This window comes from Intestinimonas massiliensis (ex Afouda et al. 2020), assembly GCF_001244995.1.
Classification (GTDB): Bacteria; Bacillota; Clostridia; order Oscillospirales; family Oscillospiraceae; genus Intestinimonas; species Intestinimonas massiliensis.
In genome coordinates this window covers 1,090,904-1,114,821 of sequence record NZ_LN869529.1, presented here as the reverse complement: position 1 = coordinate 1,114,821, position 23,918 = coordinate 1,090,904, and the positions used below count along the sequence as shown (strand labels likewise).

16 protein-coding genes are annotated in these 23,918 nt (G+C 59.7%); 8 read left to right on the top strand and 8 right to left on the bottom strand.

The features are described 5' to 3' along the window. Positions 1-31 precede the first annotated feature (31 nt). From BN2154_RS09305 to BN2154_RS09270, 8 genes are all read right to left on the bottom strand, one after another. The gene (locus BN2154_RS09305; protein WP_050618531.1) at positions 32-3,613 is read right to left on the bottom strand and encodes an Ig-like domain-containing protein; all 3,582 of its coding nucleotides are present in this window, start codon (positions 3,611-3,613) and stop codon (positions 32-34) included. A gap of 227 nt (positions 3,614-3,840) precedes the next feature. After that, the gene (locus BN2154_RS09300) at positions 3,841-4,827 is read right to left on the bottom strand and encodes an ABC transporter ATP-binding protein (RefSeq protein WP_050618530.1); all 987 of its coding nucleotides are present in this window, start codon (positions 4,825-4,827) and stop codon (positions 3,841-3,843) included. After that, entirely contained in the window at positions 4,824-5,834 is a 1,011-nt protein-coding gene (locus tag BN2154_RS09295) for an ABC transporter ATP-binding protein (protein WP_050618529.1), read from the bottom strand. The genes BN2154_RS09300 and BN2154_RS09295 overlap by 4 nt, the downstream gene beginning before the upstream one ends. Positions 5,835-5,849: 15 nt before the next feature. Then, entirely contained in the window at positions 5,850-6,686 is an 837-nt protein-coding gene (locus BN2154_RS09290; protein ID WP_207641546.1) for an ABC transporter permease, read from the bottom strand. Between the two features lie 11 nt (positions 6,687-6,697). Beyond that, positions 6,698-7,642 (bottom strand): ABC transporter permease, encoded by a 945-nt coding sequence (locus BN2154_RS09285; RefSeq protein WP_050618527.1) that lies wholly within the window; start codon positions 7,640-7,642, stop codon positions 6,698-6,700. A 148-nt stretch (positions 7,643-7,790) separates the two neighbouring features. Continuing rightward, positions 7,791-9,407 (bottom strand): ABC transporter substrate-binding protein, encoded by a 1,617-nt coding sequence (locus tag BN2154_RS09280; protein WP_050618526.1) that lies wholly within the window; start codon positions 9,405-9,407, stop codon positions 7,791-7,793. Between the two features lie 57 nt (positions 9,408-9,464). Continuing rightward, positions 9,465-10,502: a serine hydrolase domain-containing protein gene (locus BN2154_RS09275; RefSeq protein ID WP_050618525.1), complete on the bottom strand. Its 1,038-nt coding sequence runs from the start codon at positions 10,500-10,502 to the stop codon at positions 9,465-9,467. Between the two features lie 190 nt (positions 10,503-10,692). Continuing rightward, positions 10,693-11,538 carry a MurR/RpiR family transcriptional regulator gene (locus BN2154_RS09270; protein ID WP_050618524.1) on the bottom strand — a complete coding sequence of 282 codons (846 nt, stop codon included), beginning with the start codon at positions 11,536-11,538 and terminating at the stop codon, positions 10,693-10,695. A gap of 163 nt (positions 11,539-11,701) precedes the next feature. Here BN2154_RS09270 and murQ point away from each other — a divergent pair, with 163 nt between their 5' ends. The 8 genes from murQ (at position 11,702) to BN2154_RS09235 (ending at position 23,899) form a co-directional block, all read left to right on the top strand. Beyond that, entirely contained in the window at positions 11,702-12,619 is a 918-nt protein-coding gene (murQ, locus tag BN2154_RS09265; protein ID WP_050618523.1) for an N-acetylmuramic acid 6-phosphate etherase, read from the top strand. Further along, on the top strand, positions 12,619-13,836 hold the full coding sequence (locus BN2154_RS09260; protein WP_050618522.1) for an anhydro-N-acetylmuramic acid kinase: 1,218 nt from the start codon (positions 12,619-12,621) through the stop codon (positions 13,834-13,836). Before murQ ends, BN2154_RS09260 begins: the two co-directional genes overlap by 1 nt. Next, entirely contained in the window at positions 13,827-14,294 is a 468-nt protein-coding gene (locus tag BN2154_RS09255) for a GNAT family N-acetyltransferase (RefSeq protein ID WP_050618521.1), read from the top strand. The genes BN2154_RS09260 and BN2154_RS09255 overlap by 10 nt, the downstream gene beginning before the upstream one ends. Positions 14,295-14,573: 279 nt before the next feature. After that, entirely contained in the window at positions 14,574-14,981 is a 408-nt protein-coding gene (locus tag BN2154_RS15290) for a DUF3795 domain-containing protein (protein ID WP_368014002.1), read from the top strand. 263 nt (positions 14,982-15,244) lie between these two features. Further along, positions 15,245-15,859, top strand: a complete 615-nt coding sequence (locus BN2154_RS09250; RefSeq protein ID WP_050618520.1) for a TetR/AcrR family transcriptional regulator — start codon at positions 15,245-15,247, stop codon at positions 15,857-15,859. Positions 15,860-16,037: 178 nt separating this feature from the next. Beyond that, positions 16,038-17,579 (top strand): sodium/proline symporter, encoded by a 1,542-nt coding sequence (locus BN2154_RS09245; protein WP_050618519.1) that lies wholly within the window; start codon positions 16,038-16,040, stop codon positions 17,577-17,579. A 30-nt stretch (positions 17,580-17,609) separates the two neighbouring features. Next, the gene (locus BN2154_RS09240; RefSeq protein WP_050618518.1) at positions 17,610-17,888 is read left to right on the top strand and encodes a hypothetical protein; all 279 of its coding nucleotides are present in this window, start codon (positions 17,610-17,612) and stop codon (positions 17,886-17,888) included. 386 nt (positions 17,889-18,274) lie between these two features. Then, positions 18,275-23,899 carry an S-layer homology domain-containing protein gene (locus BN2154_RS09235; protein ID WP_154666663.1) on the top strand — a complete coding sequence of 1,875 codons (5,625 nt, stop codon included), beginning with the start codon at positions 18,275-18,277 and terminating at the stop codon, positions 23,897-23,899. Positions 23,900-23,918 lie beyond the last annotated feature (19 nt).

Below are 23,918 nucleotides of genomic sequence, written 5' to 3'. Positions count from 1 at the left end.
CGCCTGACGCTTTTGGGGGAAAAGCAAACAGTCACAGGGTCAGGACCCGATGGAGGATCACGGCCATCTCCGCACGGGTGAGAGAGCCCTTGGGGTTGATCCTGCCGGTATTATCACCCTGGATAATGCCCGCCTGAATCAGCGCGGCCACGGCACCCTTGGCATAGCTGGAGACCGAGCTGCCGTCCGAGAAACGATCCAGATAGGAGTTGGAGGCGTCTGCAATGGAGCGGCCGGTGCGGCTCATGGTCCGCTGGAGGAGTACCATAGCGTCCTCTCGGGTGAGGGCGGCGGTGGGGTTGAACTTGCCGTTGCTTCCCTGAGCGATGCCCATGGCCTTGGCGGAGGCAATGGCCTTGGCATAATAGCTGTTGGCAGGCACGTCGGAGAAGTTGTCGCTGCCGTAATCGGCAAAGCTGAAGGCGCGGGACAGCATGAGGACAAAATCACCGCGGGTGATATTACCGGAGGGGCCATAGGTAGTAGAGGTAGTGCCGGTGGTGACCTTGCTCTCGTAGAGGAAGTCCACGGAGGGAGCTGCCCAGCCGTATTTGCCCATATCGGTGAAGTGGGAGGAGGCGCTGGGAGGCGTCACAATGATCTGGACATGCCCAGTGAAGGTGCTGCCGTTCTTATCGGTGCCGGTATAGGTGAAGTGGACAGTGCCCTTATATCCGGCCTTAGGGACAAAGGTTACATTGTCGATGCTGGAGCCGGAGCTCACACCGTAGGAGGTGCCGCTGCTTACCGTGCCGCCATAAGAGGTGGGGCTGGCGTAGCTGTAATAGAGGCGTCCGGTGCTGGCGTCGGGCAGGTTGAACTTGACACTGGTGAGAGCCGCGCTGCCGCGGGCGGAACAGGCCGCAGAAAAGTCGCTGCCGCGGAACTTGACCGGAGCATACCCGGTGGTATAGCTGACCACAGACGCGTCTTTGATGGTGCTGTACTGAATGACTACCGTGCCGGAGATGGACTTACCGCTGGTGCTTTTGCCGCTGAAGTCGATGCTCACGCTGCCGGTGACGGACTTGGCAGGCACAAAGGTGACGTCCTCCAGGTAGGGACTGCTGGAGCGATAGTAGCTGGTGGAGGAGGTAACCTTCTTTTCGCCGCTCTGATCGTATTTGTAATAAAGGGTGCCCTTACTGGAGGAGGGGAGGGTAAACTTCACGTAGTCCAGATTGGAGCTGGTCTCGTCTTTGCAGAAGGTGTTGAAATCACTGCTCTTGAAGGTAACCGAGGCGCCGGTGGCGGCGGTGTAGGTGATGTCGCCGGAGGCGCTTGTTCCCACATAGATCTTCAGGGTGCCGGAGAAGGTCTCGTCGCCGGTGCTCTTTCCGGTAAAGTCGATGGAGACGGTCCCGGTGTAGTTCTTGGCGGGGACGAAGGTGACGTCCTCCAGGGCAGGACTGTCGGAGCGATAGTATTTGGTGGAAGAAGTGACCTCCTTTTCCCCGCTCTTATCGTACTTATAATAGAGGGTGCCTTTGCTGGAGGAGGGGAGGGTAAACTTCACGTAATCCATGGAGGAGCCGGTCTCGTCTTTGCAGTAGGAGTTGAAGTCGCTGTCATCAAAGGTGACGCTTTCGTTTTTATCCACGGTGTAGGAGATGCTCTGGCTGGACTTGGAGATGGTGATGGACACGGTGCCGGAGAAGCTGGCATTTTTGGAGTTCCGGCCGGAGAACTCGATGGAGACCGTACCGGACCAGTTCTTGGCGGGCACAAAAGAGAGGTCCTCCAGGGCGGGGGAGTCGCTGTAGTAGAATTTGTCGGAGGAGGAAATCTTCTCCTCACCGCTCTTGTCATACTTGTAGTAGAGGGTGCCCTTGCTGGAGGAGGGGAGGGTGAACTTCACATAGTCCAGCGTGGAGCTGGAGGTGGTCTTATCTTTGCAGTAGGAGTTAAAATCGCTGCGGCTGAAGGAGACCGGCTCGTTGAGGCCAGTGGTGTACTTGATGTCGCCGGAGCTCTTGCTGATGGTGATGACGATCGAACCGGTAAAGGAGTTGCCCTTGGTATCGTAACCGGTGTAGGAGAAGGTGGTCTCGCCGGAGGCGTCGGAGTCGGCCAGGAAGGAGACCTTAGAGAGATAGGACTTGCTGGAGCTGCCGGCATAGTAATAGGAGGTGCTGGTGGAGACCTTCTTGTCGTAATCCCCACTGTCGTAGTTATAGCAGAGCAGACCCTTTGAAGTGGAGGAAGCGGAGAATTTGACATAGCTCAAATCGTATCCGGTGGCGTCCTTGCTGGCGTCATTGAAATCGGAGCGGGAGAGATTGACCGCCTCACCGGCCTTGACGGAATAGGTGATGTCGTCTGTGCCGGAGGTGACGGTGACGGAGCAGGTCAGGGATCTCGTGCTCTTGTCCGCATAGGTGATGGTGGCGGTGATGGTAGCTTTGCCGCTGGCCTTACCGGTGACGGTGCCGCTGGAGCTGACCGTGGCCACGGTGGTCTTGCTGCTGCTCCAGGATACCGTGGCACCAGAGGCAAGGTCGTTCACAGACAGGGTGCTGGTCTTTTTCACTCCGATGGACAGGCTGCCCTTATTGAGAGAGGGGGACTTGACTGTTACCTCGCATTTGAGCTCGGTGCCGTTGACAGAGGCGGTGATGGTAGCGGTGCCGGCGGCCACGGCGGTAATTTTACCGTTGCTGTCTACCGAAGCCACGGTGGTCTTGCTGCTCTTCCAGGTGACGGAGGCGCCGGAGGGGGCGTTGGTCACGGACAGAGTCTCCGAGTCCTTCAGGGACAGAGTGAGGGAGGACTTGCTGAGGGCGGTGGTACCCGTCGCTTCCGAGACGGTGACCTCGCAGGCGGCGGATTTCTTCTGCCCCTCGACCTCGATGGAGGCGGTGATGGTAGCGGTGCCCTTGGCCACGGCGGTGACTTTGCCGCCGCTTACTGCGGCGATCTTATCGTCGCTGGAGGTCCAGGAGACTGCCTGGCCTTCGGGGACAGTTGCAACGGCCAGGGTGTTGGATTCCCCGACGATCAGACTGAGCTTGGTGGGGGCCACGGTGATGCTGGCGGCGGGCATTTCCTGGGCGGAGACCTTGACTTCACAGGTAGCCTCCTGATCTCCAGCCTTGGCAGTGATGGTGGCCGTGCCGGGCCCAACGGCGGTGACTTTGCCGTTGTCCACCGTGGCAACGTTTCTGCTGCTGGTTTCCCATGTCACGGTGGTGTCGGCGCCCTCATCGGCGGTGACCTCTGGGCTGAGGATCTCGGTGTCCCCAACGGTCAGGTCCAGCGTGTCAGGGGAGAGCGTGATGCCAGTGACCTTCGGGTCTGCGGGTTCCTCCACAGTGACCGAACAGGTATCGACGCTATCGCCTGCCTTGGCGGTGATGATGGCGATGCCTTCCGATTTGGCGGTGACGGTGCCGCTGTCATCCACGGCGGCGATGTCTGCGTTGTCGCTGCTCCATTCGATGTCTACCTCCTCGGAAGTAGCGATCAGAGCCTCGGTATCGCCGATTTTCAGGGTGAGTTTTGTTTGCTCAATGATATCCTCGCCCTCGGCGGCGAATGCGGCGGGCATCAGGCCTGCAACCAGGGCCAGCGCCAGAACTGCGGACAGAAAACGGGACAGTTTTTTCGGTTTCATAGAAACGGCTCCTTCCAAACTCCTGTGATAGGGCGGCGAATATACCACTCCTACATCTACAACGATTATAGACGTAAAAACATGACAAATGGTTTCCAACTTCTTAAGAAATCTTAAAGAAAAATTCTAAGAGGAAAAAGACGCCCGTCCGGGCGGCTGACCTCTCACTGATGCGGAAAAAACGAAAAGCTCCCCCCTGAACCTGGTTCAGGGGGGGATTTATGATTTCAGGAGCGGGGCACGTCATAGAGGTGGCAGGCGACGCGGTGGCCGGGCTCCAGCTCTCTGGACTCCGGCGCCTGCTCTTTGCAGAGGTCCATGCAGTGGGGGCAGCGGTTGTGAAAGGCGCAGCCCGGGGGAGGGGAGGCCGGATTGGGTACGTCGCCCTCCAGCCGGATGCGGACTTTTTTCTCCGCGGGGTCTTTTTTGGGAATGGCGGAGAGAAGGGCCTGCGTGTAGGGGTGCATGGGCCGGCAGTACACATCCTCCGTATCGCCCAGCTCCACGATGCGGCCCAGATACATGACACCCACCCGATTGCTGATGTGGCGCACCACATTGAGGTCGTGGGAGATGAAGAGATAGGACAGCTTCAGGTCCTTTTGCAGATTCATCAGCAGATTGAGGATCTGGGCTTGGATGGACACGTCCAGGGCGGACACCGGCTCGTCGGCCACCACGAACCGGGGCTTGGTGATGAGGGCGCGGGCGATGCTGATGCGCTGGCGCTGACCGCCGGAAAATTGATGGGGATAGCGCTCCAACTGCTCCTCCGCCAGGCCGACGGCGCCGGCGATCCACGACACCTGCTGGTCCAGCTCGGCCTGTGCCAGGCGGAAATGGGTCCGGAGAGGCTCCTCCAGCAGCTTCCGCACGGTCATGCGAGGATTCAGGGAGGCGTAGGGGTCCTGAAAGACGAGCTGCATATCCCGGCGCTTCTGCCGCATAGCCTCCCTGTCCAGCGTACACAGGTCCTCGCCGTCGAAAAGGACCTGCCCGGCGGTGGGTTCGATGAGCCGCAGAATGGTCCTGCCCGTGGTCGATTTGCCGCAGCCGGATTCGCCCACCAGGCCGAAGGTCTCCTGTTCCCGGATCTGGAAGGAGACGTTCTCCACCGCGTGGACATAGCCCACTGTTTTCCGCACGACGCCGCCCTTGATGGGAAAGTAGGTCCGCAAATTTTGGACGTCCAGAATTACGTTGTGTTCGCTCATACCGCCGCCTCCTCTCGCCCGCCGGCGTGGAGCCAGCAGCGGCACAGATGTCCGGGAGAGACTTCCGTCAGTCCCGGGACGCGTTCCCGGCAGAGGGGCATGCAGTGCTCGCAGCGGTCGGCAAACCGGCAGCCGGGGCCGAAGTGGCCTGCCGTGGGGACCGTGCCCTGGATGGTGTAGAGCTCCTTCTGCGCGCCGCCCAGCGAGGTCACGGACCGCAGCAGCCCGGTGGTGTAGGGGTGGGCGGTCTCGTGGAAGATGGCGTCCACACCGGCCTGCTCCACCACCTGGCCGGCATAGAAGACCGCCACCTCCTCGCAGGTCTCGGCGATGACGCCCAGATCGTGGGTGATCATGATGACCGAGGTGTCGTAGCTCTCCCGCAGCTCGTTCATCAGGTCCAGGATCTGGGCCTGGATGGTCACGTCCAAGGCGGTGGTGGGCTCGTCGGCGATGAGAAGCCGGGGGTTGTTGATCAGGGCGATGGCGATCATCACCCGCTGGAGCATACCGCCGGACAGATGGTGGGGGTAATCCTGAAGGATCTGCTCGGCCCGGGGGATCTTGACCTTTTTGAGCATGGCGAGGGCCGCCTCGTGCATGTCGCTCCTGCTCAGATCGGTGTGAAACCGCAGGGATTCACAGATCTGCTCCTCGATGGTGTACATGGGGTCCAGCGCCGTCATGGGCTCCTGAAAGATCATGGAGATGTCCTTGCCGCGCAGCTTGCGCAGCGCAGAGGGGGGGAGGGAGGCGATGTCCACCTCCCGGCCGTCGCTCTGCTGAAAGCGGATGGAGCTCTCACGGCCCACAGTCAGCGGAAAGGAGAGCAATCCCATGATAGAGGAGCAGGTAATGCTCTTGCCGCAGCCGGACTCGCCCACCACGCCGAAGTTCTGCCTTTTGCCGATGGAGAGATCCACGCCCTCCACCAGCTTGACGGGGGGCTTCCGCTTCCCCCTGGGGAGCTCAATGGAAAGATTGCGTATTTCCAGTAAATGATCCATAGCGTTCGCCCCCTCTCAGAGTTTGAGCTTGGGGTCCAGCACATCGCGGAGGCTGTCGCCCAGAATGTTGAAGAGCAGGATGGTGACGATAATAAAGAGCGCCGGGAAGACCGCCATCCAGGGGGCCTGCTCCATATAGGTGCGGGCCTCGGAGAGCATAGAGCCCCAGGAGGGGTCCGGAGGCTGGATGCCCAGGCCCAGGAAACTCATGGAGGCTTCGGTGAGGATGGCGCTAGAGAGGGCCAGCGTGGCCTGCACGGTGAAGGGCGCCACCACATTGGGGGAGATGTGCCGGATGAGGATGGTGCCGGTCCTGACGCCCACCGATTTGGCGTTCTGGACGTACTCCAGCCCCTTGGCCGAGATAACGGAGGCGCGGACCGTCCGGGCGAACACGGGAATATTGACGATGCCGATGGCAATCATGGTGTTGACCAGCCCGCGGCCCAGCACGGCGGAGATAAAGATGGCCAGCAGGATGGAGGGGAAGGCGAAGAAAATGTCCATCACACACATAATGACGCGGTCCACCCAGCCCTCAAAGTAGCCGGCCACGAGGCCCAGCACATAACCTGCGGTGGCGGCGATGCCGACGGCGATGATGCCCACCTGAAGGGAGACGCGGGCACCGTAGAGAATGCGGCTGAAGATGTCCCGCCCATAGTTGTCCGTACCAAACCAGAATTCCCCGTCAGGGGGAGATTTGGGAAGTCCCACCATTTTTTCAGGTCCGAAGTGGGAGAGCTGAGGGGCAAAGACGGCCATCAGAATGACGATGAGGATGCCCAGCATACCGATGCGGCCCATGGGATCGCGCCAGAGCTCCCGTATGGTCTGTCCAAGTCTTTTCAAGGCGGATCACCTCAGTCGTAAGAGATACGGGGGTCGATATAGGCGTAAAGCAGGTCGGTCACCAGATTCACCAGCACGTAAATGAAGGCGATGAACAGCACGCAGCCCTGGACCACGGGGTAGTCGCGTTGGTTGATGCCGGTCAAGGTCATCTGGCCCAGGCCGGGTAGGGAGAAGATCTGCTCCACGATGACGGCCCCGCCCAGCAGAGAGCCGATCTGCATTCCAATGAGGGTGATGATGGGGATGAGGGCGTTACGCAGGGCATGCTTGAAGATAGCGACCCGTTCGCTGGCGCCCTTGGCACGGACGGTTTTGATGAAATCCTGCCGCAGGACCTCCAGCACGGAGGAACGGGTCATGCGCATCACCGAGCCGGAAATGCTCACACCCAGAATGGCGGCGGGCAGGATCATGATCTGCAGGTTGCGCAGCGGGTCTTCGAAGAAGCTCACATAGCCCAGCGGCGGGAAGTAGTTAAAGGCAAGCGAGAGCACCAGGATCAGCAGGATGGACAGAGCGAAGCCGGGGACAGAGACACCCAGCAGGGCAAAGACCCGCACGAAGCGGTCCGCCAGGGTGTTGCGCTTTACGGCGGCCAGCACGCCCAGGGGAATGGCGATGCACCAGGAGATGACGGCGGCCAGGATGGTGAGCTCCGCAGTGACCTTGAAGCGGGTGAGGATCTCGGGGAGGATGGGGGCGGAGGTACGGATGGATTCGCCGAAATCCCCCCGGAGCACGCCTCCAATCCAGTCCAGATACTGGATCACATAGGGCCGGTCCAGGCCGTATTTGGCGGCTAGTTGGGCGCGAAGCTCCGGTGTGGCCTCCACACCGAGAATGCCGGAGATCACGTCGCCGGGAATCATTTTCATGACGGCAAAGATGAGGATGCTGATGCCCAGCAGGACGGGAATCAGCTGCAGGACACGGCGGATGGCATAGTTTTTCATACTGTCACACTCCTGGCAGACCATTGAGCATTGACCATCCCCAACCGGGTGGCCCGGCCGATGGGGGATGGTCAGTCCTCAAAGCTAGAGGATGGAAGCGGGATGAGGCAGCGGGTGGTTTTCCCCTGCCTCATCCCCGCAGAGTATCTTACCGGGCCAGATTGGTGTCGCGGAAGTTGCTGGCGTCGGCGGCGGAGGGGGCGAAGCCCTCCACATAGGAGGCGGTCACGAAATACTTCATGGGGCTGGCGATGCAGATCTTGGTGCAGTCGTCGATGCAGATGAGCTGGGCCTCGTTGTAGTACTCCTCGCGCTGGGTCTCGTCAGTGGTGGCGATGCCCAGGGCGCACAGCTCGTCCACGCGCTCGTTGGAGAAGCCGAAGACGTTGGCACCGGCGCCGGTGCCGAAGAAGAAGGAGAGCGAGCGGTTGGGGTCAGTGCCTGCTCCGTCGTTAACAATCATCAGGTCGAAGCCCGCCTCAGGCGTGCTCATCTTGCCCCAGATATCCACATATTCACCGGACTCCAGATTGGTGATCTCCAGGTCGATGTAGATCTCAGCCAACTGCTGCTGGAGCACCACCGCGGCCTGACGGATGGAATCCATAAGGCCGGCGGCCACCCTCAGGGTCAGCCGGTTGTTGTCGCTGTAGCCGGCGGCCTCCATCAGCTCCCTGGCCTTCTCCACGTTGGTCTGGTAGAGGTCCATGTCGGACACGTCCAAGGACCAGTGGCCCATGGCGGGGGGCACCATGGAGCAGGGGAGCGCCTGGCCGCCGTAGACCACGTTGATGATGGCGGCGCGGTCCATAGCATAGCTCATGGCCTGACGGACGTTCTTGTCCTGGAGGGCGGGGGTGGAGAGGTTGCAGCCTACGGCGATGTAGTCGTTGGTCTGATAGCTGATGACCTTCAGGTTGGCCTCCTTCTCCGCGGCGGTGACATTGGTGGCGGAGAGGCTGGCGAAGTCGATCTCTCCGGTGCGGAGGGCGGCCAGACGGGCAGCCTCGTCACCGATGAGGAAGTAGGTGATGCCGTCCAGCTTCACCCGGTCGGCCTCCCAATAGTCGGAAAACTTGGTGATGGTCACATAGTTGTCGGGCAGCCACTCGCCCAGCTGGAAGGGGCCAGTACCACCGTCGGCGCGCATCAGGTCGCCTTTTTCCGCAATGACGTCCTTGTCCACGATGGCGCCGTAGTTGCTAGTGAGGTTGCCCAGGAACGCGGCGTTGGGCTCCGCCAGGGTGAACTTCACGGTGTAGGGGTCCACCGCCTCCACGGAGGCGACGCCGCCGTAGTAGCTGGCCTTGCTGCCCAGAGCGCCGATGTCGCCGGCCTCGGTCTTGCCCAGGATGCGGTCGAAGGTGTAGACCACGTCGTCGGCGGTCATCTCGCGGCCGGAGTGGAACTTCACGCCCTGGCGGAGATGAAAGATGTAGGTGGTCTCATCGGGGATCTCCCAGCTCTCGGCCAGACGGCCGTAAAAGGTCATATCCTCGTTACGGCTGACCAGGGTCTCATAGAGCTGGTTCATGACGCGGAGGGAGGCCTCTTCGGAGTTGGTGTGGGGATCGAAGCCGGTGGGCTCGGAGTCGGTGCCCCAGCGGAGGATGGCGCTGGTGGGTGCGGAGGCGGATTCGCTGGGAGCGGAGGAGCCGGAAGGGGAGGGAGAGCTGGCGGAGCCCCCGCCGCCGCAGCCGGCCAGGGCGCCCATGAGCATAGCGCACGCAAGAGACAGAGACAGCCACTTCTTCACGTTGTTCATGGAGATAACCTCTTTTCTTTCATAAGGTGATCGTATTTCACAAGGTGGATTCCTTGCTTATACCGAAGCCGGAGGCGTGCGGCCCAGCAGGGCGTAGTGGACGTCCCGCCGGAACTCGTTGGAGGTTCCGGGCGGTTCGCCCTGGGACCTGAAGTATTTGTTGGTGAGAATGACCGCGCCGATGTGATGCTCCCGGCTCAGCCACAGGCTGGTGCCGGTGAAGCCACTGTGACCGCAGCCGTCGGGGAATACGGCGCTCTTGTCGAAGCCCAGGCCCCGCCCGCACACATTTTCCGCCATGGCGCGGAGGAAAACGGGCTTCTGTGTGGTCATATAGAACTGACAGAGCCTGACAAGAGCGGCCGAGGTGGCGAACACCCCGGCGTGGCCGCTGGCCCCGCGCCAATAGTAATAGGCGTTGCCGTCGTTGCAGGAGCCCTGGACCGGGACGCCGTTGGGCCGCCAGCCCTGGAAGGAGATACCCCGCTCTGCGCACATGCGCTGTTCGATCTGATTGCCGTAGCAGGAGGGGGCGCACAGTCCGGGGTCCACGGGACCGTAGGAGAGGTCTGAGATGCCCAGCGGGCCTTTGATGTAGTGCTCCAGCCCTTCCCGGAGGCTGAGGCCGGTGACCTGGGTGAAGATCAGACCCAGCAGCATAAAGTTGAGGTCGCTGTAGGCCATGCCGGGCTCCACGGGGGTGCTGCTCAGCACCTGCTCCAGCACGGTGTAGAACGCCCGGCCATCGGCATAAAAGGGGTACCAGGGGACAATGCCGGAGGTGTGGGTCATAAGCTGGAACACCGTCACCCGCTCCAGACGCTTCCGGGTGACGGGGCCGGGACGCTCCGGCGGGAGGAGCTCCAGGACCCGATCCTCAGGGGAGAGCCGCCCTTCGTCCATGGCGGAGAGGAGCAGGGTAGTGCAGATGATCTTGCTGACCGAGGCCAGGTCGAACCAGGTGTCCGGCGTCACGTCGCCGAAGGCCCGGTGGTACAGGGTGCGCGCTTCATCAAAAATCTGGCACACCGCCGACGGGTAGTAGCCCCGCCCGCGGTAGTCCTCCAAAATACGGCTGACCGCCGAAAAATCCATGGAAAATGCCTCCGTCCTGCCGCCTTTACGGCCTTGGATACAAAAAAGGGCCCTATATTCCACTCTGCTCCAGGAATACACGACCTTGTGCGAAAGGCTGCGCCCTTCGGATTATGCGTTTGTGTTTCTTGGTGCCTAGCGTAGCATATATAAAATCAGATTTCAACAAAAAGATAAATAATTTGAAATTTTATTCCTCCTGAAAGGCCCGGATCAGGTCCCGGGTCTGGCGAAGATTTTCCTCGGTCCGCTGGAGATCGTGCTTGGCGATGCCCAGGTACAGCAGGTCCAGGATCAGCAGACCGGAGGTGCGGGAGGTCATGGCGCCGACGCGCAGCTCTTTTTCCTCGCCCGGGACGAAGAGGGGATAGTCGGCCATCCGGGACAGAGTGTTGCGGTTGGCCTGGGTGATGGCGATCACCTTGGCGCCGCGCTCCTTGGCGGCCTTGGCGGCCAGCACGGTCTCTCGGGTCTCGCCGCTGTAGCTGATGGCGATGACAATGTCCTCGGGCCCCAGCAGAGAGGCGGTGGCCAGGTTGGTGTGGGCGTCGGCGTGGTAGGTGGCGGGGATGCCAATGCGGGAGGATTTGTAGAGAAAGTCCATGGCCAGCAGCCCCGAGGCCCCCACGCCGAAGAGGTGGATACGTCGGCCGGCGCAGATTTCCTCCACTGCTTGGGAGAGAATAGAAACGTTGAGCATCTGATAGGTAAGGGAGGTGTTTTGCAGGTGGATGCGCTCCGCCTTCCGGACGATGGTCTCCATATCGTCGTTGTCCCGGATGACGGCCTGGAAATCGTCCACATCGCCCTGCCCGGACTCCCGAGCCAGGTCCAGCTTCAGGGCGGTAAAGCCCTTGAAGCCCAGTCGCTTGGAAAAGCGGACCACCGCCGCCGGGGACGAGGCGCAGGCCGAGGCGTATTCCTTGGCGTTCATATGGATGACCTCGGAGGTGTGGTCCAACAGATAGCAGCCGAGCCGCTGCTCAGTCTCAGTCAGGCTGTTCAGGCATTCCTTAATTAAAAGTGTACAACCCATAGCAATAACTCTCCCGTGCTTTTTATTCAGTATAGCAAAGTTAAGGGCATAAGTCCATATATTTTAAAATTATATTTCAAAAATTCACCAAAGAATGCGAAATATTATTGACAGGGCCGAATGGATAAGATAGTCTGAGAGGGAACGAGTTGGAGGTGGTGGCATGGATGACTATCTGGCAGGGCTGACGACGGAGGGCATCAATGAGGATACCCGGAACATCGACCTGTGTTCGACGGAGGAAATGGTGGACCTGATCAACCGTCAGGACGCCCTGGTGGCTGGGGCGGTGGCCGCGGAGCGGCATCAGATCGCCCGGGCGGTGGATTTGATTTATCAGTGCTTTCAGAAGGGGGGGCGGCTCATCTATCTGGGGGCCGGGACCTCCGGACGTCTGGGCGTGCTGGACGCGTCGGAGTGTCTGCCCACCTTTGGAGTGGACCCGGATCTGGTGCAGGGCTATATCGCAGGCGGCGACACGGCGCTGCGGCACCCAGTGGAGGGGTGCGAGGACAGCGAGGCCGACGGGATCGCCCTGGTGGACCGCCTGGAGGTGGGCAACGCCGACGCGGTAGTGGGGATCACCGCCAGCGGAAGCGCGCCCTATGTCCTGGCCGCGCTGGGCCGGGCAAAGGAGCGGGGAAGCGTCACCATCGGGCTGTGCACGAACGCACATTCCCGGCTGGAAGGACTCTGCGATGTGACCATCGCTCCACTGGTGGGGCCGGAGGTCATTTCCGGCTCCACCCGAATGAAATCGGGCACCGCCCAGAAGATGGTCCTCAATATGCTGACCACCTGCTCGATGATCAAGCTGGGCAAGGTCTATGGCAACCTGATGGTGGACCTGAAGGCCAGCAACAAGAAGCTGGAGGACCGGGCCCGCCGTCTGATCATCCACGCCACCGGCGCGGCCCCCGAGACGGCCGGCCGGTATCTGGAGCAGGCCGGCGGGCATGTAAAGCTGGCCATTCTGATGCTGAAAGGCGGCCTGGACGCCGGGGCGGCCCGTGCGCTGCTGGAGCAGTGCGGCGGGCGTCTGGCCCAGGCGATTCAGGCCGCGGAAGGGGGCAGACGGTGATGCTGCGGGAGATCCAGAAAAAGCCGGTCCGCCGGGTGGTCGGCATGATGTCCGGCACTTCGGTGGACGGCGTAGACGCCGCTGTAGTGGAGATCGGCGGGAGCGCCGGAGAGCCGCAGGTGAAGCTGCTGGCCTTTGAAAACCAGCCCTATCCTCCGGCGGTGCGGGAGCAGATTTTTGCCCTGTTCCGCCCGGAGACGGCCACCGTGGACAAGGTTGGCTATATGAACTTCCTCCTGGGGGAGCTTTACGCCCAGTCCGCCCTGTCGGCCATCCGGAAGGCCGGACTGCGGCCGGAGGATATCGACGTGATTGGCTCCCACGGCCAGACGATCTGGCATGAGCCGTCCCCCTGCGGGAAGGACGGCTACCCCATCCGCTATACGGTGCAGATCGGGGAGGGCTCTGTGATCGCGGCGCGGACCGGAATCCCGACCGTGTCGGATTTCCGGGTGGCCGACATGGCGGTGGGGGGCCAGGGCGCCCCTCTGGTGCCCTTTTCCGAATACCTGCTCTACCGCCGCGAGAAGGAGACCATTCTGCTCCAGAACATCGGCGGCATTGGAAATATGACGGTTCTGCCTGCGGCGGCAAAGCCGGAAGAGGTCTATGCCTTCGATACCGGTCCGGGCAATATGATCATCGACGCGGTGGTGACCGCCCTGTCCGAAGGGCGTCAGACCTTTGACGAGGGTGGCCGTCTGGGCGCAGGGGGACGGGTGGACCCGGAGCTGCTCGCCCAGCTTCAGCAGGAGCCCTATTATACCCGGCCGCTGCCCAAGACCACGGGACGGGAGCTGTTCGGAGAGCAGTACACGGCCCGGATTCTGGAGTGGCGGAGGACCCATCCCCTTTCCGACGCCGATCTGGTGGCCACGGTCACCGACCTGACGGCCTGGTCTATTGTGGACGCCTACGAGCGGTATGTGCACCAGCGGTATCACGCCAGCGAGATTGTTGTCGGCGGGGGAGGCAGCTACAATCAAACGCTGCTGGGCTTTCTGAAGCGCCGCTTCGCCCCCCGCGGGGTGGCGGTGCGGACCCAGGAGGATCTGGGCTGGAGCAGCGACGCCAAGGAGGCCGTGGCCTTTGCGCTTCTGGCAGACTGCTGCGTCCGCGAGAGACCCAACACCCTTCCCAGTGTAACAGGGGCCCGGGAAGCGGCGGTCATGGGCAAGCTGTCGCTGCCGGCGGGGAGGGAAGCGCCATGCATTTGAGGCTGGAACGTGCGTCGTCGGAGCTCCCGGCGGATTGCGAGGCAGTTTTTCGGAACAGCGCCATTTACGAGCGATACTTTCAGGATCCGGGACGCCTGGAGTTGAGCCTGCGGCGGGCGGTAGCGCAGGGCGAACTGTACCTGGCCGTAAGCGAGGACGGCGAGCTGGCCGGCGCCATGCGGGTGGTGATGACAGGCTTCTGCGGCCTGTACCCCTATCTGAGCTTGATCGGTGTCCGAGATACCTTCCGGGGACAGGGTGTGGGCAGCTTCCTCATGGAGCATTTGGAGGATATGGCCCTGCGGGCCGGCGCCCGGCGGGTCACGCTGATGGTCAGCGACTTCAATCAGAGGGCTCAGGCGTTTTACCGGAGCCGGGGATACTGGCTGCTGGGCTCGCTGCCCGATGCGGTAAAGCCCGGGATCGGCGAGCTGGTCATGGTCAAGGATCTGCAGTGATCGAACCGATTTTCAGAAGGACCCGGCCTGGGGGCCAATGTCATTATAAAATCTCAACTTGTCCGCAGAAGACATAAAAAATTCGTTGAAATGCGCTGGAATGGTGAAAATTCCAGAAAACACAACAAGTCGACGAAATGTAGTTTACAGTACAGCGATTTGTAGGAAAAGTCTATTTTTCCTTTTACCTTTCGCTTCGGTTGAAACGATGATATAATGTGGTTCAAGAAGATAGACAGACAACCCGGAAGTTGTAGAAAGGGGCGAGCAACTTTGAAAATGCCAACAGAAAAAATAGATATAAGTATGTTCGCCCCATGCGGAATGAATTGCAAGGTTTGTTATAAGCACTGTTACCATAAAAAACCTTGCGCTGGTTGCTTGAATAGCGATAAAGGAAAACCAGAGCATTGTCGCAAATGCAAAATAAAGGACTGTATCAAAGAAAAATCTCTGTCCTACTGTTTTGAATGTGCCGAATATTCATGTAAGCTGATTAAAAACTTAGAAAAAAGCTATCACAAACTGTATCAAGCAAGTCTTATAGAAAATAGCCGCTTTGTTCAAGCGCATGGTTTAGAACATTTTATGGAACAGCAGAAAGCCAAATATACTTGTCCTAAATGCGGTGGCATTGTTTCTATGCACGACAGAGAATGTAGCGAGTGCCAAGAAAAAATGAAATAGCAAAATTCCAGTTTTCGAACAGGTTTGCCCATAATTTTCCGAAACATGATATGAAATGTGGCATCATATAGAACGCACAGCTTATTCATGCGCCCCCAATACCCACCCGATTCAAAACAGGGTGGGTACTTTTTCGTGTTCGGCAAAAATCTTAACTTCATGGCACTGGGCTGGGGGCCGGGTCCTTTTCGCGCAGGACGGCGGAAAGGTTGCTCTTTGTCACCGAAACCGCTATAATCAAGGAGAAAAAGGAGGATGTACGTATGGCCAAGAAAAACGCCCGCAATACCAGGGGCAGGATCGTCAGCGCAGCCTGGCAGCTCTTTTACGAGCAGGGCTACGAGCACACCACAGTAGAAGAGATCATTGACCAGTCTCAGACCTCCAAGGGTTCCTTCTATCACTATTTTGACGGCAAGGACGCGCTTCTGAGTACACTGAGCGATCTGTTTGACGAGAAGTACGAGGCGTTGCAGGAGACCATGGACCCCGGCATGACCGCAATGGAACAGCTCCTTTTTCTCAACAGCGAGCTGTTCGGTATGATCGAAAACAGCGTCTCCATTGATCTGCTGGCCCGACTGCTGTCCACTCAACTGGTGACCAGCGGGGCGAAGCACCTGCTGGATCACCAGCGGACCTATTACCGCCTGCTGCGGCGTATCATCTCCGGAGGGCAGGCCGCCGGGGAGCTGTCCACCCGGCGCAGCGTCAATGATATGGTCAAGCTCTACGCCCTGTGCGAGCGGGCGCTGATGTACGATTGGTGCCTGTGCGGCGGGGAATATTCCCTGCGGGATTATGCATCTCAGGTGCTTCCCTCTTTTTTGAGCGGGTTATTGCCTGATAGAAAACCTAAAAACAGTATGGAACTGTAATCTTAGAATAACAAATGATTTTTAGAAGAATGCAGAACAATGTATAGACTATAGTCTATACATTGTTCTGCATTGCAGTCTATTTTTGGTCGTGGTATGATAGGTCCATTCTTGTTTCGCCGTATTTCGCGCTTTGGGTGTGGTGTGACTGCGGTAATGTTTGTTTGGGGGGACTTCCATGACTACGGCACAATTCTGTATCATCGCGGCAATCATCATCTATCTGATCCTTATGATCTATGTGGGCTTTTACTTCAGCCGGCAGGGCAGCGGCTCATCATCGCACGAGTTCTATCTGGGCGGCCGGAAGCTGGGACCCATCGTTACGGCCATGAGCGCAGAAGCGTCGGATATGAGCAGTTGGCTGCTCATGGGCCTGCCGGGGCTGGCGTATCTCAGCGGCATCGCGGAACCCGGGTGGACCGCCATCGGATTGGCGGTCGGCACCTATCTCAACTGGCTGATCGTGGCCAAACGGCTGCGCTGCTATTCGGTCCGCACCGGGGCCATCACCATTCCCGACTTTTTCTCCCGCCGCTACCGGGACGACCGCCATGTGCTCTCGTGCATTGCGGCGGTGGTCATTCTGATTTTCTTCATCCCCTATACGGCCTCCGGCTTTAAGGCGGTGGGCACCCTCTTCAACAGCCTCTTTGGGGTGGATTACCATGTGGCCATGATCGTGGGCGCCGTGGTCATCATCGGCTACACGGTCCTGGGCGGGTTTCTGGCGGTATCGACGACAGACCTGATCCAGAGCATCGTCATGTCAATCGCCCTGGTGGTCATCGTCTTTTTCGGCATCCAGCAGGCGGGCGGCTGGGATGTAGTCATGCAGAATGCCAGCGCTCTGCCCGGTTATCTGAACCTGGCCCAGGGACACAACATGGCAACGGGTGAGGCGGCGACCTACGGTGCATTGAGCATTGTCTCCACTCTGGCCTGGGGTTTGGGCTATTTTGGGATGCCCCATATCCTCCTGCGCTTTATGGCTATCCGGGACGAAAACAAGCTGAAGATATCCCGCCGTATCGCCTCCGTCTGGGTGGTTATCTCCATGTTTGTGGCCATTCTCATCGGCATTATCGGCTACAGCGTATCCCTGAACGGGAAGATTCCCGTGTTCTCCTCCAGCGCGGAGTCGGAGACTGTGATCGTTCAGTTGGCTGACCTGCTCAGCCGGCACGGCGCGTTCTTTGCCTTGACAGCCGGGGTGGTGCTGGCAGGTATCCTGGCTTGTACCATGTCCACGGCCGACTCCCAGCTTCTGACTGCGGCGTCCAGCGTGTCGCAGGACCTGCTTCAGGACTTCTTCCATGTCAAAATGAGCGAAAGAGCCTCCATGCTGGTCGCCCGCGGAACGGTCATCGCGATTGCGCTGGTCAGTGTCGTGCTGGCCTGGGACCCCAACAGCTCGGTCTTTACCATCGTCTCCTTTGCCTGGGCGGGGTTCGGCGCCGCCTTTGGCCCGGTAATGCTCTTTGCGCTGTTTTGGAAGCGGAGCAATAAATGGGGCGCGTTGGCTGGCATGATCACGGGCGGTGTCATGGTCTTTGTGTGGAAATACCTGGTGCGGCCCATCGGCGGGGCCTGGAATATCTACGAGCTGCTGCCCGCCTTCCTGGTGGCTTGTGTGGCAATCGTGGCGGTCTCCCTGGCTACCGCCTCTCCGGCGCAGGACATTTGTGATGAATTTGATGCCGTTAAGGCGGTCCGCTGATAATTCTGAGAGCAAAAAGCCGTGCCGTGGATGGATTTCATCCACGGCACGGCTTTTTTCCTCTCTACACGTTTCTCCAGAAGGGGGCCGGAAAAAGAAGTGGGAGAGCTCAGCGCGCTTTTGATCGATATCCGCCTGCACGCCGTCTACGGGAAAATCACAGTAGCGGTAACGGAAGGAGCCATAGGCCAGAAAAATAAAGAGAAATGGAAGGAGCAGCAGGATGCCAAGAACAATGAGCGCCGCTTCATATGGCCACCACCCTGTTTCAATCTACCTCTAAAAACGGCTGTTTTCAAGGGAAAGTGACCATGGACGGGGAAAGACAGGCCGAGGGTCGATGTGCAGACGGCTGAAGGCGATCGATTTGCCGAAAACTTGACCGGCAATTTACAGAAATATGTGTAAATTTTACAATAGTACATTGAATGTAACCGGAATTAACGTTACAATAGATCTATACGGATTTGAATTCGTAAAATTGTAACAGTTGGAGGTGAACCTGCACATAAAAACTTGAATTTGAAACAGTTTAAAAGGAACAGGAACGGATGGATCAGAAGATGAGTGACGATTTGACTGAACAGAGGAGTGATGGGCCAAAGCGTACTGGGCTAGAGCAGGTGAGAACCCCGGATATTCTTTTTGGGATTACCCCCGAAGGGATCACTGTGAAAAATCAGAGGAGGATCACTATGAACAGACTCAGACGCCGCATGCTGGCACTGCTGCTGACTGCGGTGATGGTCGTGACCATGCTGCCGGCGGTGGCTTGGGCAACGGGCGACAGCACATACACAAGAATCAGTTCCATGGAGGAATTGGTAACGGGCAAGTATGTAATGGCAGTCGGTACGGATTATGGACCAGGTGTTTTGGATGGAACTTGGGTATCTGCCCAAGCCATTACATCATCATCTGACAACCAAGTGGTGAATCCGGCTGCAAATACGGTCTGGGATATCACGGTAGGAGATTCTGTGGTGACCCTGACGGACAGCAATGGAGTCACGATTGCTCCGAAGGGAGGAAATAATAACGGCATCCAATCCGGTGCCTATAGCTGGGGCGTTACCTGCTCTGAAACAGGGACCTTCCAGTTTGCTGGACATGGCGAGGACACGGTGATATTGGCCAGCAATAAGGGATCGGAGAACAAATTCAGGGCATATAAGAGTGCAACGGTATCCGGCAATCCAGATGGATATCCCTCCGACTTTACCCTATATAAGCTGGACGAAGGCTCCAGTGAGCCGGACCCCACGCCCGACCCCGATCCTGAACCTGAGGGCCCGTTGACCGATGGTGCCAGGGTAGTGATTTACAACCCTGCCAATGGCAAGTCGCTTTCCACGACCTACAACGGGTACTATAACATGGGCACAGACGTGACGATATCGGAGGGGACGCTCTCCGGCTTTACGGCGGCCGATGTGTGGACGGTGGGCGTTAATGCGGACGGCACGTATACTTTTGCGACCGCTGATGGCAAGAAACTGTCTATGGGAGCAAGCTACTCCAGTACGCCTCTCGATGATATAAATACCGCCTGGGAGGTCTCTGAGGCAGAGACGGAGAACTGCTACTACATTAAAAATGCGGCACGCGGCATGTACCTGGAGTGGTATGCGGAAAAGAGCAATTGGAGTGCCTATGGAACCATCGCGGCTGACAAGGAGGGCCTTTTTGCGCAGGCGTTCTATAAGGTTTCTGGAGACATCCCGACGCCCGGCGGCGCGCTCCCGGCTGCCGGCGATCAGGTGGTGCTGTATAACCACTCCTCCCAGGGCGTGCTGGCCGGGCAGGATGACAACACAGGAAGCCCCTCCATTACCAGCGCCGCGGCTGAGCTCACGGACGGAAAAGCTGCGGCGGCCAATGGCGGACGGGTCTTCACGGTAGAGAAGAACGGAGACTACTACCGTTTCAAGACGGCCCATGACGGCTACCTCTGTTCCAACGGCACCGGCAACAACGCTTTCTACCAGCAGGAGGCTACGGAGGATGCCGACTGGACGCTGGCGGAGTACAACGGCGGCTTTACGCTGGAGAGCCGGACGGCCAAGTTTAACGGCAAGTACAGCCAGTACCTGGAATACTATGCCGGAGCCTACAAGACCTACAGCATGTACAACGTCACCGACAAGGACATCTATACGTTCCAGTTCTACCCTGTGGCGGACGGCGTGAAGGTGACTGACGGCGTAGTCAATCTCCCCCAGGTCGTGTTTGGGACCCTGCCGGACGCCTATGTGGGCCAGTCGTATACCTTTACCTTCACCGTGGACGCGGTGTTCGGCGTGTCTGAGGCCGGGCTCACCGTAAAGGCGGGGGAGACCGTGCTCACCGCCAACGGGGACGGCACCTATACCATCCCCGTGGATGCAGTCAACGGCGAGAGCATCACCATCACCGTGACCGGTCAGGACACCAAGGGCACGGCCATTTCCGGGACCGCTATCGTCGCCGTCAAGGATGAACCCGTCATCGGAGCGGTGACGCCTGCGGCCGGCGCGGAGACCGGGGCGGAGAAGCGGCCCGTTATTTCGGCTGAGTTCAGCAACGGGGGAGAGGCCCCGGTCGCTGTGCTGACCCTGAAGTCCAGCGGTACGGCGTTGGATGAGGCGGTCATGACCGTGGACGGCGGCAAGGCGGTTTACATCCCGGAGACCGACCTGACAGACGGGCGGTATACCGCCACGGTTACGGTCACCCGCGCGGACGGGAAGTCCTCCGGAAAGACCTGGAGCTTCACGGTGGGGCAGTCCACCGAGCGGCTCTACTTCGGCCAGCTCCACTCCCACACCCAGTACTCCGACGGCTCCGGCACGCTGGAGTCCGCCCTGAGCTATGTGGCCAACCTTCCGGACAGCGCCAATGTGGACTTTGTGGCCTTCACCGACCACTCCAACTATTTTGACAAGTCCGGCGCGGCCAATCCGGAAGGGGCCCTCTATGATATGAGCCTGGCCACCGCATACAGCCAGGAGACCTGGAATTCCTACAAGACGGCCATCGACGCCTTCAACGCCGAGAACAACGGCAAGATTGCTCTGGGCGGGTTTGAGATGACTTGGTCCGGCGGCCCCGGCCACATCAACACCTTCAATACCGAGGGTATCGTGTCCCGGAACAACACGGCCCTGAACAACAAAACCGACGACGCGGGCCTGAAGGCCTATTACGCCCTGCTGAGTCAGCCGGAGGGCGTGGACTCCCTGTCCCAGTTCAACCATCCGGGCTCCACTTTCGGCACCTTCTCCGACTTCTCTTACTGGGATGCCCTCATTGACAGCCGGATGTATATGGTGGAGGTGGGCAACGGCGAGGGCGCCATCGGTGCCGGCGGCTATTACCCCAGCTATGAGTATTACACTATGGCGCTGGATAAGGGCTGGCATGTGGCCCCCACCAATAACCAGGACAACCACAAGGGCAAGTGGGGCAACGCCAATGACGCGCGAGACGTCATTCTCACCGACGACTTCAGCGAGCAGGGCATCTACGAGGCCATCCGCAACCACCGGATGTACGCCACGGAGGACAAGAACCTGGAGATCTACTACACGGTCAACGAGCAGCCGCTGGGCTCCATCCTTGAGGAGATCCCGGAAGAGCTGAACCTCAGCGTTCAGGTCTCCGATCCCGACCGGACGGACTCTATCTCCAAGGTCGAGGTCATCGTCAACTCCGGCCGGGTGGCCTATGCCTGGGATGACCCCGCTGAGTTGGCCTCCGGCCTGCTGAGCTGCACCCTGGACCCCACATACAGCTATTACTACATCCGCGTCACCGAGGGTGACGGGGATATGGCGGTCACCGCGCCGGTCTGGGTGGGCGAGACCCTGAAGCTGGGCATCTCCAGCGTGGTGTGCGGCACCTCCACCCCCGTTACCGACGAGGAACTGACCATCACCACCACTCTGTTCAACAGCGAGAGCGCGGACGCCACCGTCAAATCGGTGAACTACACCAGCGGCGGCGAGACCTTGGGCGTGGACGCCGCCGGCTACACGGTCCCCGCCTCTGGGTCGCTCCAGATCCCGTTCCGGTATACCCCGACGACTGCCAAGGTCATGACCATCACCGTGACGGTCCTGATGGAGCAGAAGGGTGTGGAATATGAATACGCCATGGACGTGACGCTGGACGTGCTGGACTCCGCCAAGCTGGTGTATATCGGCATCGACGCCTCCCACTACAATGAGTATGTGGCAGGCAATTATAAGGACTCCATGGGCAACTTCGGCAACCTGGCCGCGGGCTACGGTGTGCGGACGGTGGAGCTCAAGTCCAGCGAGGAGCTGATCGCCGCCTGCGCCAACGAAAAATACAAGGCGTTGATCTTTACCGCCCCCTCCCGTCGTCTGGCCGATGCACAGAGCGACCCCAGGACCTACTCTCCGGCCGAGCTGGTCGCCGTCAGGGCCTTCCACGAGGCGGGCGGCATGGTGATTATGGCCGGTTGGTCGGACAACTATGAGAACTATGACGTGATCCAGGGCAATCCGGATATCAAGCACATGGCCGCGACGCAGAACGAGCTGCTGGCGGCGCTGGGTTCCAGCCTGCGCATCAGCGACGACGCCACGTATGACGACGTCCGCAGCGCCGCCGACGGCGTGGACAAATGGAGGCTCTACTTCTCCAGCTACAACTGGGAGAACCTTCTGACGGAAAACGTCGAATTTGATGCAAACCACCCCTTCGACCGGATGTATACCCAGGTCTTCAGCCACTACGGCGGCGCCTCCATCTACGCGGTGGACGCCTCCGGCAACCCAATTGATACTCTCCCGGAGACCGTGAGTCCGGTGGTGTTCGGCCACGCCACCACCTATTCCGTGGACGTGGACAAAGACGGGCTGGGTGGTGATAGCACCCCCCAATATGCCTATGCCGAAAATGACGACCGCCTGCTGGTGATGGCCAGTGAGCGGCAGCCGGATCGGGGCATGGTCATCGTCTCCGGCGCGGCCTTCATGTCCAATTTTGAGGTCCAGGCCACCATCGAGGATTCCGGTTCCGAGAAGAATTATGCCAACTACACCATTTGTGAGAATTTGGTGCAGTATCTCAATCCCACTTCCATTACTCCCATCGCGGATGTCCAAGCAGCAGAGTCCGAAGGCGTCAAGTTCACCATCGAGGGCGTGGTCACCTCCAATGCCTCCGGCTATGACAAGGATACCGCCTTCTTCGACTGCATCTATGTTCAGGACGACACCGCCGGCATCAACGCTTTCCCCGTGGCTGGCGACTACAAGGTTGGCGACAGGGTCCGCATCACCGGCACCACCTCGTCCTATCAGGGCGAACGCCAGATTGCCGTGACCTCCATCAAAGCTGTCGGGGAGGGCAATGTGGAACCCAAGACGATCACGGCCGGACAGCTCAACGACGGCAGTGTCCTGGGCAGCCTGGTGACCATCTCCGGAACGGTGGCCAGCTTTGAGAAGGCCAACGGCCTGGTACAGACCATTATGGTCCGGGATAAGAATGGCGAGCTGGCCCGCGTGTTCATTGACGGCTATATCACCACGGGCCAGGACGTGCAGAACCTGCGGGTGGGACGCAAAATCACCGCGACCGGCCTGGCGTCCTACGACAACACCTTCAATGCTCCGGACGGCCCCTTCCCGCGGATTCGCATCCGGGACCGGGCGGATGTCGTGTGCAAACGTCCCTCCTCCGGCTCCTCCAGCGCCGGGCAGACCATTCCGAACCCCGATGTGCCGTTGGAGCCCGAACCGGACGAGACGCTGCCCTTCCTGGATGTGGACGAGGATGCCTGGTACTACGACGCGGTGTGCTATGTCTATGGCGCCGGGCTCTTCCAGGGCACGTCCGGGACCACCTTCGGGCCAGATGACCCGATGACCCGCTCCATGACTGCCACGGTGCTCTACCGCCTCTCCGGCGAGACCTACACCGGCACAGCGGCCACCTTTGGGGATATGGCCGCCGGGGCCTGGTATGGTACAGGGGTGAGCTGGGCCGCCGCCCGGGAGATCGCCAAGGGTTACGGCGATGGACGGTTTGGCGTGAACGACCCGGTCACCCGGGAGCAGTTGGCCGCCATCCTGTACCGCTATGCCCGGTACAAGGGTGAGGACGTATCGGTTGGGGAGGATACCAATCTCATCGGCTTCAAGGACGCGGGGCAGGTCAGCGAATGGGCGGCCCCTGCCGTCCGGTGGGCCGTGGGTGTGGGCTTGCTCAAGGGGGACGCCGCCGGCTGCCTGCGGCCCCTGGACCAGGCGGCCCGCTCCGAGTTTGCCGCCCTGCTGATGCGGTACGTTGAGCGGGAACAGACCTAAAAAGCATCCCATCCCTGCA